Origin of the sequence: Lactiplantibacillus sp. 30.2.29, from assembly GCF_018991255.1 — a bacterium.
Classification (GTDB): domain Bacteria; phylum Bacillota; class Bacilli; order Lactobacillales; family Lactobacillaceae; genus Lactiplantibacillus; species Lactiplantibacillus pentosus.
The window spans coordinates 260,926-277,205 of the sequence record NZ_JAGYGU010000001.1; the positions used below are offsets into that span (position 1 = coordinate 260,926).

A 16,280-nucleotide genomic window follows, 5' to 3' on the forward strand; every position below is an offset into this window, starting at 1 on the left:
ATGTTTTCGCTTTCATTATGGCACAATCGCTATCCCAATGACAGCTGTATCTAATGATAAGGGTAAGTGTGTTGGGTGGCCGTTTGATATTCTCGTAAGTCATCAATTTGGTTAGCGGCATTAAAGTGAATCGACGAAAGACCATCAAAGACGGTTAGTCGTTGTGTCTGCGCTTCAAAGTGCCACTGAACAAACATCGTCCCATCCGTCGCGGTCCAAATCCGCTGAATTTGCCAAACGATGACTCGTTGCACGGTAAGTTGATGCTAAATCCAGGCCTGAATTTCGGCAAACGAACAATATGCTGGTCCGTAGCATTCTTGGTAATAACAATCCGTGGCGATGACCTGCTTGAGTTTGCTAAAATCACGGGTCAGCCACATGCTGAAATAGTGTTGAATAATGGTTGTCCTTCTTTGCGTTGATGCAATATCGATTGGTTTCATTTTATGTTGCCCTCACTTGCTGATTTGTCTTTAGCAGCTACTTGTCCAATTATTAACTCAATTATAACAGCATTGCTGGCCTCAAAATCACTTGAGCGTGCACCATCGAACCTATCAGTTGTATTCTGCAGGTATTTCTGGCAGAGTTAATTTAATAACAATTCTAATCATAAAGTGAGTCGAAAATCATGATCAACATCAAAAGCTATCAGTTGCAAGACGTCCCCGTTTTGGAAGTCGTCGAAGCAACGGATGAACAGCAGCCCTTGCCACTCGTCGTTTTTTATCACGGTTGGCAGTCTAATAAAGAACTTGTGCTAACGCAAGCCCGCAAGTTGGCGCATCAACGGTTACGCGTCGTTCTCCCAGATGCGATGAATCACGGCAACCGCCATCAACCCGTCAGTCGCATCCCCTCGTTTACTTTCTGGAATAGTATTCAGGGTAACCTCGCCGAGTTCGACCTTATCATTGCCCACTATGAACAAGCCCATCTGATTTTAAACCATCAAATCGGTGTGGGTGGCTACTCGATGGGTGGAATGACGACCGGCGCCCTGCTGACCCACCACCCAGAAATCAAAGCGGCCACCATTATCATGGGCACCCCTAACCTAAATGCTTATGCACAACTGGTTCGTCAGCACGCCACCAAACACCACATTTATTTTCCCAGTGACCTCGGCCTCCTAACCAGCTGGCTAGACCATTACGATCTGAATCTGCAGCCGGAAACAATCAACCACCGGCCAGTTCTCTTCTGGCACGGCACGGACGACGAACGAATTCCTTACGCCCAGTCCCGCGACTTCTTTGACCGCGTTCATACTGCACCGTATGCTGAGCAGGTCGCGTTTATTACCGGGTACCAAGCTAAACACCTGGTTAAAATCCCGTTAATGGATAAGATCGCCAATTTCTTTGATTACTATTTGAACTAGACGCGCCATTTGAGTCATCGACGTGTCTGCTAGTGTCCTTGGGTCCCACTAAACTCATGTGCGGTTGTTTATCCTGGATGACTAAAATAAGCGTTCAGCCGAATTTTATTCGATTGAACGCTTATTTTTCATGCTAACCTAAATACAACATCAACCTAAATTGAGGCTGTCTCTTGCTCCTATTTAGTTACGCGCTGGCCGAATCCGCTTCCCCCAGTACTGGAAGTAATCGGTCCGTAACGCCCCGTTATAAAGTTTGCGCCGTTTAGTGGCTTTTTGACCATAGAAGTCTTCAAACTCTAAATCACTCGTTAAAATATACTTACTCCAACTTGGAAGCTTACCGTAGACTTGGCCCATTTGGCGATAAAGAATCCGGACACTGTCACGGTCGCTCAACCGTTCCCCATAAGGTGGGTTGGCAACGATAACACCATTAACTTTATCCGTGGTGAAGTCTTTCACGGCTAATTGTTTAAAGTGAATGTCATGTAACAGACCAGCTTCACGCGCGTTCAGCTTGGCAATATCGATCATTTTGCCGTCGATATCGTAGCCGCTAATATCTAGTTCCATATCATAATCCGCTAAGCTATCGGCTTCGTCACGTAATTCCTGACTCAACCCTTTAGGTACCCAGTCCCATTTCTCACAAGCGAAGGCCCGGTTGAAACCTGGTGCAATGTTGCGAGCGAGCAGGGCGGCTTCGATTGGAATCGTTCCGGAACCACAGACGGGGTCGACAAATGGATTGTCTGGATACCACTTAGCCAACATAACTAAGGCAGCCGCCATGTTTTCCTTAAGTGGTGCGCCCCCTTTTTCGACCCGATAGCCCCGTTTAAACAGACTTGAACCGGTGGTATCTAAGGTCAGCAAAACGTGATCCTTATTAATGGCAACTTCGAGTGGGAACAACGCCCCAGTCTCTGGTAAGTGGCCGCTACGGTGGTAGGTCTCTGATAATTGGTTGACGATGGCTTTCTTCACGATCGACTGCACATCGGGCACACTGTGTAACTTAGAATTACGCGATTTACCCTCAACTGGAAATTCAGCATCCATCGGCAATAACTGGTCCCATGGTAAAGCCAGCGTCTTTTCGAATAACTCGTCAAACGTGGTCGCGTCAAATTCACCGACAATGATTTTGATTCGGTCCGCAGTCCGCAACCACAAGTTCGTCCGTAAAATATCCTTGATCGTTCCATTGAACCGCACCCGACCGTTTTCAGTCTGCACTTGATAACCCAAGTCTCGTAATTCACGACCAACGAGCGCTTCAATCCCACTCGCCGCGGTAGCGATTAATCTAAATTTTTGCATAATTTCCTCCTACTGCAATTGTTAATATCTCTAGTGTTGGTTCCTCATCGAAAGCGAACCGTTTTCCCGCCATCTAGTTTAGCATAAGTTATTGGTTGACTTGCTTCATAGCTAAAAAAACTGGGACAAAAGCGAACTTTTGTCCCAGTCTCCTGTCTAAATGTAAATTCCTGTAGGCCATGTTTTGTACCTAGTCAAAGTACAGGGTCTGTTAACTAGGCGGTAATCATCTATCTCGAGATTACAAATCTCCCCCCACATTCAGTTCAATTCCATATGTGAAGCGCCCCTACCGTAGTTTGGGTTGCCCGCTCGCGGGGTTTACCGCGTTCCAACTCAGTCGTTTCCAACTGAGTATCGTCACTGTGGCACTTTTCAGGGATACTCGGGCATAGCCGAAGCCTTAGCCGTTTTTCCCGCCGTTACCGATAAATCGGCACCCCGGCTTATTTTTTCACCGAGCACGAACACTACAAGCATCGCAGCTTGTGCGAGCATGGACCTTCCTCAGCCGACATAAGCCGACCGCGATTACCCAGAATTTACATCGAATCACAATTATAGACGGTGTGATTCGTTTTGATTATTATCTAATTGGGCACCAAAGACGTGGCGTTCCAAGTTAGACAACCGTTTCAGAATGTCCATGTTCGTCACCGTACTCGTTGGTTGTGAAGATGGACTGGTTGCACCGACAGCGACTTGCTTAGTCAGCTCGTCAACTTTGGCACGTAACCGTTCGTTTTCATCTGAAAGTTGTTGGTTATCTTTAGTAAATGACTCATAGTCCTTAATGACATTATCTAAGAAGCCATCCACGTCGGCGGGATCATAGCCCCGCATCTTTGGCTTAAACTCTTTTTGAAGGATGTCTTTGGGAGTGAAATTACGTTTAGCCATATTTAAAAACACCTCATTGTTATTCGCGCGACACCCATAAGGCATCCGCATTACTTAAAACATTGTAGCAGACTTTATTCAAAATTAAAACCATTATTCTGTTTTTCTGCATATTCGTTGGCACTTTCCTGTAACCAATCGAAGTCGATCAGCGTCAATGGATACGGATGATTCTCGCTGAAGGTCTTGATCAAATCGTAGTCGTAGGAAGGCTTACCGGGATTATCCGGGTCATACACCAAGGTGGCCGCATCGGTGTGAGTCACCATAAATTCTTGATAATTTTTTAATTGTTGCGGATTTTCATACGGTTGCTTGCTGACGGGTGCGTGAAAGTCAACGCGGGCCAGTAACGTCTGCAACTTGGCCTGATTATTTTCATTCCAGCGCCCTCCAAATTCTCCATATGGAAGCATCATCGCAACTTTCAGTTCCGGATAGGTCTGCTTCAGTTCGAGCCCGACCTCGGCCGCCCACTGTTCGATCCCCAATTGACCACCGGTAATGAGCCAGTCCATGCCATCTTCAATTTGGGTCTTCAAGTAATTAGTTAACGCAAACTTAATAACTTTCAATTTGTCATCTTGATCACCGAAGACATTCAACTCGTAACTCCGGTAACCACTAAGCCATAACCGACTCATAAAAAGGCTCCTTTCGCGGTAGAATTCACGCTTAATCAGCTAAAAACTCACAGATATTTCACATTCCCCATTAGTTAATGGTAAAATGTAACATTATTAGGAGGTTGATTAATGTGACGATTCGCTATCCCAACGGTAAAGTCTATCGTCAACCTGGCCCAACCAAATCCAAAACTTCCAAATTTGCCAATGTTAATTTTGGCGATCGCGGGATGAGCTTAGAACAAGAAATCAACGATAGCAATACCTACTATCTTGAAAATGATATCGCAGTTATTCATAAAAAGCCAACGCCCATCCAAATCGTTAAAGTTGATTATCCAAAACGGAGCGCAGCAGTTATTCGCGAAGCCTACTTCAAACAAGCTTCAACAACTGACTACAACGGCGTTTACCGTGGCAGGTATTTGGATTTTGAAGCCAAGGAGACCAAGAGTAAGACGGCTTTTCCGCTTAAAAACTTTCATGAGCACCAAATCAAGCACATGCGTCAGTGCTTGTCACAAAGCGGCATTTGCTTCGTTATTATTCGCTTTGCTACATTGGGACGCCTATTTTTGCTGACAGCCAGCGACCTATTTACTTATTGGGATCATCAAGGAGATGGTGGTCGCAAGTCAATTCCACTGACGGATATTGAACACTTGGCCGTGGAGCTACATTATCAGATCAATCCACGAATTCCATACTTGGATGCGATTGATAACATCATTGATGAGGCCTCATCAATTCATTAAAGGAGAACATCATGGCAGGTAACAATGAACAGAATTCACGGGTTGCGCGACGTAAGAGCCAACCCCAACCACCCAAGAAACACTGGTTTCGACGAATTTTCCTCTCATTAGTTGGCTTATTTGTCGTTGGGGTACTGGCGGGACTGTGTCTCTTCTTCTACTATGCACAAACTTCCCCAACGATCACAGAATCCGACCTGAAAGGAACCAGTGCCGTTAAGATTTACGGTAAAGATGACAACTACATCACGAACCTGGGGACGAGCAACCTTCAGTACGTTAAGTCTAGTAACATTCCAACGACTTTGAAAAACGCCGTCGTCTCAATTGAAGACCGCCGCTTCTATAAACATCACGGGGTCGATTATTATCGGATCTTAGGAGCTGCAGTTGGTAACCTCAAGGGCAGTTCCCTGGGGATGCAAGGTGGGAGTACCCTAACCATGCAACTGGTTAAGTTGGCCGTCTTCTCGACGGATACGTCCGACCGGAACCTGAAAGTTAAGGCCCAAGAAGCTTGGTTAGCACTTAACCTGGAAAAACATTACAGCAAATCGCAAATCCTGGAATTTTACATCAACAAGGTTTACATGGGCAATGGGATCTACGGGATGGGAACCGCTGCGAAGTATTACTATAATAAGTCGCTCAAAGACTTGAGCTTGAGTCAATTAGCCTTGCTCGCTGGGATGCCACAGTCGCCAACCTATTATGATCCGACGACCTACCCGTCATATGCGACGAGCCGTCGTAACTTAGTACTCGAAGCGATGTACGACAATAAGGTCATCACGAAGTCTCAGGAAACGGCTGCCAAGAAAGTTAGCGTTAAAACCGGCCTATCTAGTGCAGGTCGATCCGGATTGACGACTCACAGTAAGACCAACAAGATTCTGGACGCCTATTTGAACCAAGTCCGTCAAGACTTACTCAAAAAAGGTTATAAATTGACCGATGGCGAAAAAGTGTATACCAACCTGGATATGGACGCCCAGAAACGCCTCTATGAGATTGCCAATACGTCGAAATACGTCACCTACCCGAACAATGGCAAGCAGACGTTCCAGTTAGGGGTCTCAGTGGTTGATTCCTACACGGGTAAAATTTCTGCTATGATTGGTGGTCGAAAGATTGGGAACGTCGTTTATGGGACTAACCGGGCGGTCCAAACCGATCGCTCGAACGCTTCCACGATGAAACCAATCTTGGACTATGGCCCAGCAATCGAATACTTGAATTGGCCAACTTATAAATCACTTTCTGATACTAAGTATAAGTACCCTGGCACCAATATCTCGGTTCATGACTTTGATAACAATTACCTGGGCAATATGACCATGCGGGAAGCCTTAGTTCAATCACGGAACATCCCCGCTGTACGAACCTTGCAAGCCGTTGGTAAGACGCGGGCACAGACCTTTGCTAAGGGGATTGGGATCGATTTGAAGACGGTCAACTACGCCAACGCGATCGGTGCGGGCGTAAGTACCCTGCAAGTGGCTGGCGCGTATGCGGCCTTCGCAGATGGTGGTGTCTACCACAAGCCATACTATATCCGTAAAGTCACGACCGCAGACGGCAAGACAACGTCCTACACGAGCAACGGTAAACGGGCGATGAAGAAGTCGACAGCCTACATGATTACTGACATGCTGAAAGGTGTCATCAATAGTTCTACTGGGACTGCGACGACTGCCAAAATCAGCGGCGTTTATCAAGCTGGTAAGACTGGGACTGATGATTACGATTCGAAATACAAGAATTCAGTTCCTTCTAACGCCGTCGTCGATTCATGGATGGCTGGTTATACGAAGAATTATTCCGTCGCCGTTTGGACTGGTTACGACAAAGCCACTGAAGCTGGCGGTTACTTGGACAGTTCCAACGAGAAGATCTCACAACAAATCTATCGGGCGATGATGAGTTACTTGCAACAATACTCACCAAACTCTGACTGGACCAAACCAAGTACGGTCGGGACCACTAAACGTAATGGAATTGAAGAACTGTACGTCGTCGGTCACCTCTTCTCAAGTAGTGAGGCGTCATCCGGCACTTCTAGTTCAGCTAGTTCCAGTTCGTCCGTAACTAGCAGCTCAGCGACGAGTGCTTCAAGCAGTAGCAGTTCTGAGAGCAGTGAAAGTAGTTCCTCTGAAGAATCTTCATCATCATCGTCTGCTTCTTCTAGCAGCGCTGAAAGTTCGTCATCTGAGGATAGTTCTGAGAGCAGTTCTACCGAAGCAAGTAGCTCTTCTGCCGCTAGCTCGGAAGCCACAACTGAAACACCAACAACGGACACTAACACTGAAGGCCAATAAGTCTTCTTAATCGCACCATCTGATCACTGGTTGAATCCAACCAGTGATCTTTTTTTGCCTAAATTACACACAAACTTTACACAAACGATACCAAAAATCAACGCATCACCCAGCATTTACCACTACAATACAAAGTGACTTAACCAAACGCGTCGTGCTAGTTATTATTTAGTATTAAAGCTACCAGCTTAGGACCGCTGGAAACAAAGCGAGTTAGCGTAAAACTGATGGATAGATGCGTCCTACGCCGACTTCCAGGCATTCTGGGCAATGGCCGGAACGTGGTGGACACAGATTTAAGCCGACAACCCACGTCTTAAATACTGGTCTTTCACTAACCAAGCACAAGACGCTTGCTAAGTGAAATTTCACCACTGGGCCTTTCCCAGAATACCTTCCAGCCGGGATGGTATTCGAAAGGCAGACATGTGCGGCCCCAACTTTCGATGAACTGTTCGTTGGTTCATAGTAGACAGTCATTTTGATACTTAACGGTCAGACTAGTTTTCAGTAACATCGAAGTTTCCTATCCGTATTTTTAGTCCGCATCACTGAACATTAACAAAACTTTCTCTCGTCAACATAGCTGCTAAAGCCCTAGATTCACTACAAATGACTATTTTATCGTCTCATCGTAAGTGGATTAAGCAGTAATCTTCAAACGACTTTACCGGTAAATAGGTATCATCAATTTAGATTCAAAAGTTTGCTTGAATGACCAGCCACCTAAGATTCGGTGGTCAATTGCACCAAGTTAGGTGGTCGTTCATCCGCCATTCGAGCGGGTTCCCGACTGGAGGGGCCGGCTGACAATGCTCAAGGGCGAAATTCTTCTTGTCCGGGTGGTCTTCCCGGGCTAGAAGAAGACTCGTATTTGAAATTGCGCAGTGAGTTTCTGCGTGAGTTCAAATCGATGTCCGCCCTGTTCCAGCGTTGTCAGCCGGCCCCGGAAGTCGGACTAGGCGCGCATTGGCAGACGAACAGGAATCCACTAATATGCTCTAATCATGATACATGACAAATTAACTAGCACAATACGTTTAACCAATTTTATCAATTTAGAGGAGTTATCCATTTTGGTCGCGATTAAATTACAACACGTTTCAAAAAGCTACCAAGGACCCGTCATTGAGGACCTCAACTTGACGATTCCGACGCAGCAGATCACTGCCCTGGTTGGCCCATCCGGTTCAGGTAAGTCCACCCTGTTAAACCTCATTGCGGGTTTAACGACGCCCGACAGTGGTCAGATCTGGTTCGATGAGCAACCAATTTTTGATGCTGACCAGTCGCTCAACTGCCCACCAGCAAAGCGCCAATTAGCGATGGTTTTTCAGGACTTCGCACTCTGGCCACACATGACGGTCCATCAGAACATCGCGTTTGCGATTGAGACCCACTTGTCTAAAGCTGAGTGCCGAAAACGCGTCGAGTGGGCGCTCGCGCAAGTCAGCTTAGCTGATTACGGCCAACGCTATCCGCGGGAGCTCTCCGGTGGTCAGCAGCAACGCGTGGCGCTCGCACGGGCACTGGCTACTCAGCCCGATTTAATTTTATTTGATGAAGCCCTGAGCGCACTCGACCCACAACTACGGCTACAACTGCAACAGGATATTAGTGTGCTGGTTAAGGCGCATCATTTGACCGCCATTTTTGTGACTCATGACCGCCAAGAAGCGTTACGGATCGCAGATAATATTGTGCTGCTGCATGCCGGACGAGTCGTCCAAAGTGATACTGCTGCCAACTTGTATCAGCATCCGCGTAACCAGTTTGCCGCGCGCTTTATGGGTCCGTTGAATCAAATCGACGATCACACTGCGGTTCGTCCGGAACACGTGCATCTCGTGGAACAGGGCGCGGATGGTCCATGTTATCCAGGACAAATTCTGACTTCAACCTTCATGGGTGATCACTATGACACGCTGGTCCAGATGGCCGACTATCAATGGCATCTCAAAACTGCCCTGCCGTACGCCCCCGCAACGATTACGATGACCGTCGACTCGTCTGCAATTCTTACTTATTAGGAGCTGATACAATGTCTAAATTAGCAATCATCACCCTGTCCACTTTAGGTGTCTTGACGCTGGGTGCAACCATCTACACGAATAGCCACCGTTCCAAAGCCGTAAATGCCGCTAGCAATGCAACCGAGCAACAAACCTTGACGGTATACGCCGCTGGTCCCAAGCCGTTGTCCGATCAAATCATTAAAGGTTTCGAACACCAGACTGGAATCAAGATCAAAAGTTTTGATGGAACGACCGGTAAAATCTTGAGTAAAGTCAAGGCAGAACAGGCGAACCCCCAAGCGGACGTCCTGATTCTCGCCTCAATGGCCGCTGGTGTCGACTTACAACGCAACGGTCAACTATTGACCTACCATGATGCCAAACGCGCCCAGCAGCTTAATCCAGCCTTTCAGGACAAGCACCAGCAACTCTTTAGTTACAGTGCTTCTGCAGTCGGTATCACTTACAATAAGCAACAAGTCAAAGTAGCACCGACGGATTGGTCCGATTTAACCAAGCCTGAATTTCGCAATCAAGTCACCATTCCGGATCCCCAAACGTCTGGTTCCAGTCTGGATTTCATCAACACCTACCAAATGCAACATGGTAATCGGTTACTGAAGGCTCTCAAACAGAATGGGGCCGAAATGGGTGGCGCGAACAAGGAAGTGCTCGATGCGGTCGTCACTGGCCAAAAAGCCGCTGTTTTCGGGGGCGTTGATTACATGAGCATCACCGCCATCAAAAAAGGCGAACGAATCGGTTGCGTCTACCCCAAAAGCGGAACGCTCGTCAATCCGCGACCAGCAATGATTTTAAAATCAAGTCGCCACCAGACTGCCGCCAAGAAATTTGTGGATTACTTGTTATCAGCTAAGGTGCAACAACAAGTCGAACAAAACCATCTGATTGCCGGGACAACGACCAAGCTGACGAACCCATTGAACAACCAGCCGATCAACACCTATCGCGTCAACTGGCAACGTGCCAATACGGCGTTGACCGACAACTTAGCCAGCTTCAAGCAGGTCTTTAATTGATGAATCGACGGCAAGGACTGATTGGTCTCTCAGTTGGTGGCTCGCTCATCTTAGCAGCCATAATTATTGGCCCGCTGATCGGTTTGGTAGGCCAAACGCTACTCGGACAGGCACCAGCGGCTTTATGGCACCAACTAATACAGTCACAGAACCAGACGAGTCTGCAGCACAGTCTCTTTTTAGGTGTCGGTACAATGGTCCTAACGACGTTGATTGCGATCCCGTTGGCCTTGATTATGACCCGCACACCACTCGCACAATATCGTTGGTTACAAGGCCTGTTATTAGTTCCCTTTATGACACCGCCATATATCAACGCGATGGGTTGGATCTACTTTTTCCAACCACACGGCCTGTTAGCCCAATTGAGTCCGACTTGGCATCAGCACTTCCAGTGGCTCTTCTCTCCAGCTGGCATGGTCTTGATTATGAGCCTGCATCTCTATCCCATCGCGTACCTGGGATTACAGACGGCGTTCAGTCAATATAACCGGCGTTGGACGGAGGCGGCTACTGTTCATGGTGTGTCCAAATGGCGTCAGTTGACCCGCATTAGCTTACCCGTGATGGCAGTCCCATATCTAGCAGTCTGGCTACTAGTCTTCACCAAGACTCTGGCTGAGTTTGGCACCCCGGCGACGTTTGGCCGTAACATTCATTTCGAAGTCCTGACGACCACTATTCAAAAGGATTTAAGTCAGTGGCCACTCGACTTCCAGAATGGCGTCTTGACGGGAACAATATTGCTCGGCCTAGCACTGACCGCATGGATCGTTCAGCAATGGCTCTCACGGCGCCCCAGCGTTACTTTGACCGGGCAAGAACCTATCATCACAACTCGGCGTGGCTTAATCGGCCTAGCCAGTAGCTATACAGCGCTCTTGGTCGGTGTCGCCATCATTCTGCCCTATAGCGCAATTCTGGCTCAGTCGTTGTTCAAGCAGCGCAGTCTTGGCTGGCAGCTAAGTAATTTGACCCTGGCGCATTATCTGGAACTATTGCGTTTTGACAGTCCGGCCTTTCAGGCGATGCTGACGACCCTGGGCCTCGCGCTCTTAATTAGCAGTCTCAACGTCCTAATTGGGCTATATTTAAGTCTTGGAAGTCTCACTAACCGTCTGCCCAACTGGTTACGACAGGTCAACCAGATTTTAGGCGCCCTGCCACTGGCGATACCAAACGTGGTCTTGGCACTCAGCCTGATGATTTTATTCTCACAATGGTTGGCTTTCACGAAACTATATGGGACGCTCGCAATATTGGTGATCGCTGATATCACGCTCTTTCTGCCAACCACGGTGCAATATTTGACCGCCGCATTAAAGACGTTTGATGGAAGTCTGCTCCAAAGTGCGCGCGTCTTTGAACCTAACTTTGCGCGGATCATCCGTAAGATTGCCTTACCAATTTTGTGGCCAGCGCTGGCCAATAGTTTGATCATGGCCTTCATTGCCACGAGTCGTGAACTCGTCGTCGCACTACTGTTATTACCATCCGGCATGACGACCGTTTCAACCTACATCTACCAATCGTTTGAACAAGGTGAAGCGGCATCCGGCATGGCACTGGCGGTGATTACAGTCGTACTAACGCTATTGGGCACGACCGCAGCTAGACGTCTGAAAGTTGATCGATAATTTGAGATAGTCGCTAATCGTCGTCCACCTGAATTGTAGCTTTGAGTGACGGGACGATCAGTTCACGAACTTTCAGTTTAAAACCGCGCTGATAACAACCACGACTAGCGTGCCATTCAAACGCGCTCACACAACTATCATAGAACGCCAAAAAGACTTATCACGCCAATCAGTAGCGTGGTAAGTCTTTTTATAAAAGCAGTATTTGCATCGGAACGCCATCTTACGACTCAAGGCGGCCTACCATGGAAAATTCAGACCGCTGCCCTCTCACTGGATTGGCTATTCCGTCTCATCCTGAGTGGTATCCGTCCGTTCCAGTTCCTCAGCTTCGTCATTCGGCATGTTCACGACTGTCACGTTGGCTTCCGTATTGCGCACAACGTAGGCCGTGGTCGACCCTAAGAATAGTCGTGAAATCGCGTTGGTTCCAGAACGGCCAATCACAATCAGGTCGATATTTTGTGCTTTAGGCACATCGACCGCGATCGCTACTTTTGGGACCCCCGTCTGCCGAATAATTTCGGCGTGTAGCTGGTGGGCTTCAACACGTTCTTGCGCCTGCTCCAACAGCTTCTTACTCTGTGCTTCATCAAAACTCATCATATCTGGGGCCGCACTTGTAAACACATCCGGGCTATAGACGCCAAACCGATTCGTATCAATCACATTGAGTAAGAACAGCTGTGAATCAAATACCTTGGCAAGTTCAATCGCATGTTCTAACGCGAAGTAAGCATTATCCGAACCATCGAGTGGGACTAAAATTCGTTCATACATGATTGAGGACCTCCTGATCAAGTTCAAAGTTTACGACATTTGTTATCATAATCATAACTTGAACGTAATCATTTAGCATTCAATATGCTCATCAATTATCGAAATAAGTGAGGGGCTTTTCGACGTTGATCTTCGTCCCATAATATTTCTGCTTGATATATTTCTGGATAGCCGCACGGTGATATAATTTGACCAGTTTGAGATAGCTGGCCCGATGCTTGTTTTTCGCCGCGGTCGCCAAAATATTGACATTATCCTTAGTGCTTTTATTCATACTTTCATGATAAATCGAATCTTGTAAGACGTGTAAATGTCCTTCCAAGGCGACGGTGTTCGAAATCAGGACGGCATCGACGTTCTTAATAATTCGCGGTCCAGTCGTATCATCAATCTGCTTGAACTTCAAATGTCGTGGATTGCTAGTAATATCTTTAATCGTTCCGAGGACGCCAAAGTTCGCCGATAATTTAATGAGTCCCGCTTTTTGCAACAACAGCAGTCCCCGTGACGCTTGCGACGGATTATCGGCAATTGCGATCGTTGCACCGTCTGGAATTTCATCGACATTTTGATATTTTTTAGAATAAATTCCCATCGGTTCTAGATAGGTCGTTCCTAGCGCTGCCAATTTGGCCTTGGGATTTTGCCGATTGTAGGTTTCATAATACGACCACGACTGAAACGCGTTCACGTCCACATCGCCGTCCGCCGTGGCTTTGTTCAACTGAACACCATCCGTGATCTGTTTAACTTTAATTGTTAGCCCCATTTGCTTGGCTTCGGTACTTTTAGCAATATGCTGCCATACCTCATAATCTGAACCCATTGAGCCCACCGTAATCGTGGCACTTTGTTGCGCCCGTGCGGAGTAACTTGTAATTTCGTGTAAGCCGACGCACACGCCGACAATCACTGCAATGCCTAATAACCACCATGCTAATCGTTTCATCGACACTTTCCCCTTTTACTGGTGTGAGACTCGTTTGACGAGCCAGTCGCCGAATAACTGAACGGCAAACACCATCACTAGAATAATAATCATTGCGACCAACGTCACGTCATTTTCAAACCGGGCATATCCAATGCTGATGGCGATGTCACCAAGACCGCCAGCACCAATTGCGCCAGCCATCGTGGTCAACCCAATCAAACTAATGACGGTGACGATGGAAACTCGGACTAAATCTGGTAGGCCTTCCTTGAGATACACGCGAAAAATAATCGCGGCCGGACTCGAGCCCATCGATTGAGCAGCCTCAACGATGCCACCATCTACATCTAATAGGGCATTTTGTACCTGCCGAGCATAGAATGGAAAAATGCCAAAAACTAATGGCACCAGTGAAGCCGTTGTCCCCACCGTCGTCCCAACTAAGTAACTGGTCAGTGGCGAAATGACTGCCAGCAAAATAATGAATGGCACCGACCGCAATAAGTTAGTTAGTTTATCTAATAATTCATAAGACGGCCGGTCCGCCAAAATCCCACCGGGTTGGGTCACGACTAGTAAGACCCCGAGACCCAGGCCAAGTATACCCGCTACGATGGCACTGATTGCGGTCATGTACAGCGTCTCCCAGGTTGCTTGAATAAATTCTGCTTTCATTTGTAACACGTTTGGTATCAAGGCACTCATCAGTCCACCAACTCCTTTACATCTTGTTCATTAATCACATGAGTCTGCACACCCTGGTCAGCGAGTTGCGCAATCGCCTGATTGAATGCGGGCAAATTACCCGTAATAATCGCAATCATATCACCGACATTTTGACCATCGATCTGGTCAATATTGGCAAACAGAATGTTGACATCCACACCGAGCGTTTGTGAAAGATGGGAAACGATGCCTTGCTTGGTCGATTGCCCCACAAATTTAAACGCAATTAATTCTTGATCATCTGCCAGTTCACTCAATTGGATCGTCCGCGTGATGCGTTCGATGGCTGCCCGCACGTTGGTCGATGTTTCCACAAAATCAACCGTCAGTGGCGCTTGGGGTGCCGTAAAGACTTGCGCAACAGGGCCGCGTTCAATGATCCGGCCATTTTCCATAACAGCCACGTGATGACAAACACTCTTGATCACTTGCATCTCATGCGTAATCAGCACGATCGTAACACCTAAGTCCCGATTCACCTGTTGCAGTAACGACAGAATCGCCGCGGTCGTTTTGGGATCGAGTGCACTGGTCGCTTCATCTGAAATCAGAATTTGCGGATCAGTCACCAGTGCCCTGGCAATTGCCACCTGTTGCTTTTGCCCACCCGACAATTTATCTGGATAGCTGTCAGCGTAATCTTCCAGGCCAACCAGTTTAAGTAACCGTAGCGCTTTAGCCCGGCGCTCGGACTTACTGATTTTTTGCCCGAGTAACGGATAGACCACGTTACCGAGCACCGTCCGCGACTGCATTAAGTTAAAATGTTGGAAAATCATACCGACCCGTTTACGTGCCTGTCGCAAGGCAACTGGCGAAAGCTCTTGCAAAGCCTGACCATTAACGACCACCCGCCCAGTTGTTGGGACCTGTAGTAAATTAATGACCCGGACTAGCGTACTTTTTCCAGCCCCAGAATAGCCGATAATGCCATAGATGTCACCAGCTTCAATTTTCAAATCCACGTCTTGAACGGCCTGAATCGTCTGCTGGCCATCCTTAAACGTTACACCAATCTTCGTTAAATCAATTACTGCTTCTGTCATCTTCTGCATCCTCTCCATTAAAAAACGCCCATTGTCTTTAATCTGATTGCCAGATTAAGGACGAATGGACGTTTTTCCGTGTTACCACCTTACTTCGAATGACCCTCATAGGCCACCGCACTTCAAGTCACGCCAGTCCTTATGACTGCCGTAACTCTAACCCAATAACGGGCGTACCCGTCAACGCCTTACTCATCAAGTGCTCAGCGCTGAAACTTGCATTATAAGACCATCTTCGACGTTGCGGTTTGACTGCCTCACACCACCCGACAGCTATCTGACCGATCTACACAACGCCTACTCATCTTACACGTATTTATCGATATATTCACTTGCTTGTTTACAGTATCGCGCTCTTATGATGAGAAGTCAATAACTAGTTATCATCTGTTTTTAATTATTCTATGACGTTTGGTTTTGATTTACTAAAGTAGTACAAACATCTGGCATCAAAAATGATAAAAACGTGCCGATTATTAAGTTCAAAACGGCCAGCTGGGCCCCGCTGGAAACAGTGCGAGTTACCGTAAACATGCTGTGGTGGATGCTTCCTAGTCCGGCTTCCAGGCATTCTGGGCAATGGCCGGAACGTGGTGGACACAGATTTAAGCCGACACCCCACGTCTTAAATACTGGTCTTTCACTAACCAAGCACAAAACGCTTGCTAAGTGAAATTTCACCACTTGGCCTTGCCCAGAATACCTTCCAGCCGGGATGGTATTCGAAAGGCAGACATATGCGGACCCAACTTTTTATTAGTTTAGTCGTTGGTTCCTCAGCACACGATAATTT

General features: G+C 47.3%; 15 protein-coding genes and 1 other RNA gene. 6 read left to right on the plus strand and 10 right to left on the minus strand.

Annotated elements, in window-relative coordinates; translation table 11 throughout:
* Positions 1-50 precede the first annotated feature (50 nt).
* Together KGF65_RS16935 and KGF65_RS16940 are read right to left on the minus strand one after the other, a co-directional pair.
* Complete coding sequence (locus KGF65_RS16935; protein WP_225083402.1) at positions 51-254, minus strand: hypothetical protein; 204 nt, start codon at positions 252-254, stop codon at positions 51-53.
* A gap of 12 nt (positions 255-266) precedes the next feature.
* Positions 267-446 carry a hypothetical protein gene (locus KGF65_RS16940; protein WP_225083401.1) on the minus strand — a complete coding sequence of 60 codons (180 nt, stop codon included), beginning with the start codon at positions 444-446 and terminating at the stop codon, positions 267-269.
* A 188-nt stretch (positions 447-634) separates the two neighbouring features.
* Here KGF65_RS16940 and KGF65_RS01150 point away from each other — a divergent pair, with 188 nt between their 5' ends.
* Positions 635-1,387 carry an alpha/beta fold hydrolase gene (locus KGF65_RS01150; RefSeq protein WP_213472331.1) on the plus strand — a complete coding sequence of 251 codons (753 nt, stop codon included), beginning with the start codon at positions 635-637 and terminating at the stop codon, positions 1,385-1,387.
* A 183-nt stretch (positions 1,388-1,570) separates the two neighbouring features.
* Here KGF65_RS01150 and KGF65_RS01155 read toward each other — a convergent pair whose 3' ends face one another.
* The 4 genes from KGF65_RS01155 to KGF65_RS01170 all read right to left on the minus strand — a co-directional run bounded on the left by KGF65_RS01155 (position 1,571) and on the right by KGF65_RS01170 (position 4,257).
* Positions 1,571-2,713: a class I SAM-dependent RNA methyltransferase gene (locus KGF65_RS01155; protein WP_050338671.1), complete on the minus strand. Its 1,143-nt coding sequence runs from the start codon at positions 2,711-2,713 to the stop codon at positions 1,571-1,573.
* Between the two features lie 168 nt (positions 2,714-2,881).
* An RNA gene (rnpB, locus tag KGF65_RS01160) (RNase P RNA component class B) lies at positions 2,882-3,256 on the minus strand.
* Positions 3,257-3,271: 15 nt separating this feature from the next.
* Positions 3,272-3,613, minus strand: coding sequence for a cell division regulator GpsB (gene gpsB, locus KGF65_RS01165; RefSeq protein WP_003638751.1), 342 nt, complete (start codon positions 3,611-3,613; stop codon positions 3,272-3,274).
* A gap of 74 nt (positions 3,614-3,687) precedes the next feature.
* On the minus strand, positions 3,688-4,257 hold the full coding sequence (locus tag KGF65_RS01170) for a DUF1273 domain-containing protein (protein ID WP_003638750.1): 570 nt from the start codon (positions 4,255-4,257) through the stop codon (positions 3,688-3,690).
* 113 nt (positions 4,258-4,370) lie between these two features.
* On the opposite strand from KGF65_RS01170, the gene recU reads away from it, so the two are divergent.
* The 5 genes from recU to KGF65_RS01195 all read left to right on the plus strand — a co-directional run bounded on the left by recU (position 4,371) and on the right by KGF65_RS01195 (position 12,004).
* Positions 4,371-4,994 carry a Holliday junction resolvase RecU gene (recU, locus tag KGF65_RS01175; RefSeq protein ID WP_021336540.1) on the plus strand — a complete coding sequence of 208 codons (624 nt, stop codon included), beginning with the start codon at positions 4,371-4,373 and terminating at the stop codon, positions 4,992-4,994.
* Positions 4,995-5,005: 11 nt separating this feature from the next.
* Positions 5,006-7,312 (plus strand): PBP1A family penicillin-binding protein, encoded by a 2,307-nt coding sequence (locus KGF65_RS01180; protein ID WP_216748489.1) that lies wholly within the window; start codon positions 5,006-5,008, stop codon positions 7,310-7,312.
* Between the two features lie 1,076 nt (positions 7,313-8,388).
* A complete protein-coding gene (locus KGF65_RS01185) occupies positions 8,389-9,342 on the plus strand; it encodes an ABC transporter ATP-binding protein (protein ID WP_105924223.1) in 954 nt (317 codons plus the stop codon).
* Between the two features lie 11 nt (positions 9,343-9,353).
* A complete protein-coding gene (locus tag KGF65_RS01190) occupies positions 9,354-10,367 on the plus strand; it encodes an extracellular solute-binding protein (protein ID WP_216748488.1) in 1,014 nt (337 codons plus the stop codon).
* Positions 10,367-12,004: an iron ABC transporter permease gene (locus KGF65_RS01195; protein WP_216748487.1), complete on the plus strand. Its 1,638-nt coding sequence runs from the start codon at positions 10,367-10,369 to the stop codon at positions 12,002-12,004. The genes KGF65_RS01190 and KGF65_RS01195 overlap by 1 nt, the downstream gene beginning before the upstream one ends.
* A gap of 282 nt (positions 12,005-12,286) precedes the next feature.
* Here KGF65_RS01195 and KGF65_RS01200 read toward each other — a convergent pair whose 3' ends face one another.
* From KGF65_RS01200 to KGF65_RS01215, 4 genes are all read right to left on the minus strand, one after another.
* On the minus strand, positions 12,287-12,784 hold the full coding sequence (locus tag KGF65_RS01200; RefSeq protein ID WP_105924221.1) for a universal stress protein: 498 nt from the start codon (positions 12,782-12,784) through the stop codon (positions 12,287-12,289).
* A gap of 91 nt (positions 12,785-12,875) precedes the next feature.
* On the minus strand, positions 12,876-13,733 hold the full coding sequence (locus tag KGF65_RS01205) for a MetQ/NlpA family ABC transporter substrate-binding protein (protein WP_088769539.1): 858 nt from the start codon (positions 13,731-13,733) through the stop codon (positions 12,876-12,878).
* Between the two features lie 15 nt (positions 13,734-13,748).
* Positions 13,749-14,420 (minus strand): methionine ABC transporter permease, encoded by a 672-nt coding sequence (locus KGF65_RS01210; protein WP_082230238.1) that lies wholly within the window; start codon positions 14,418-14,420, stop codon positions 13,749-13,751.
* The gene (locus KGF65_RS01215; RefSeq protein WP_216748486.1) at positions 14,420-15,487 is read right to left on the minus strand and encodes a methionine ABC transporter ATP-binding protein; all 1,068 of its coding nucleotides are present in this window, start codon (positions 15,485-15,487) and stop codon (positions 14,420-14,422) included. The genes KGF65_RS01210 and KGF65_RS01215 overlap by 1 nt, the downstream gene beginning before the upstream one ends.
* Between the last annotated feature and the right edge of the window lie 793 nt (positions 15,488-16,280).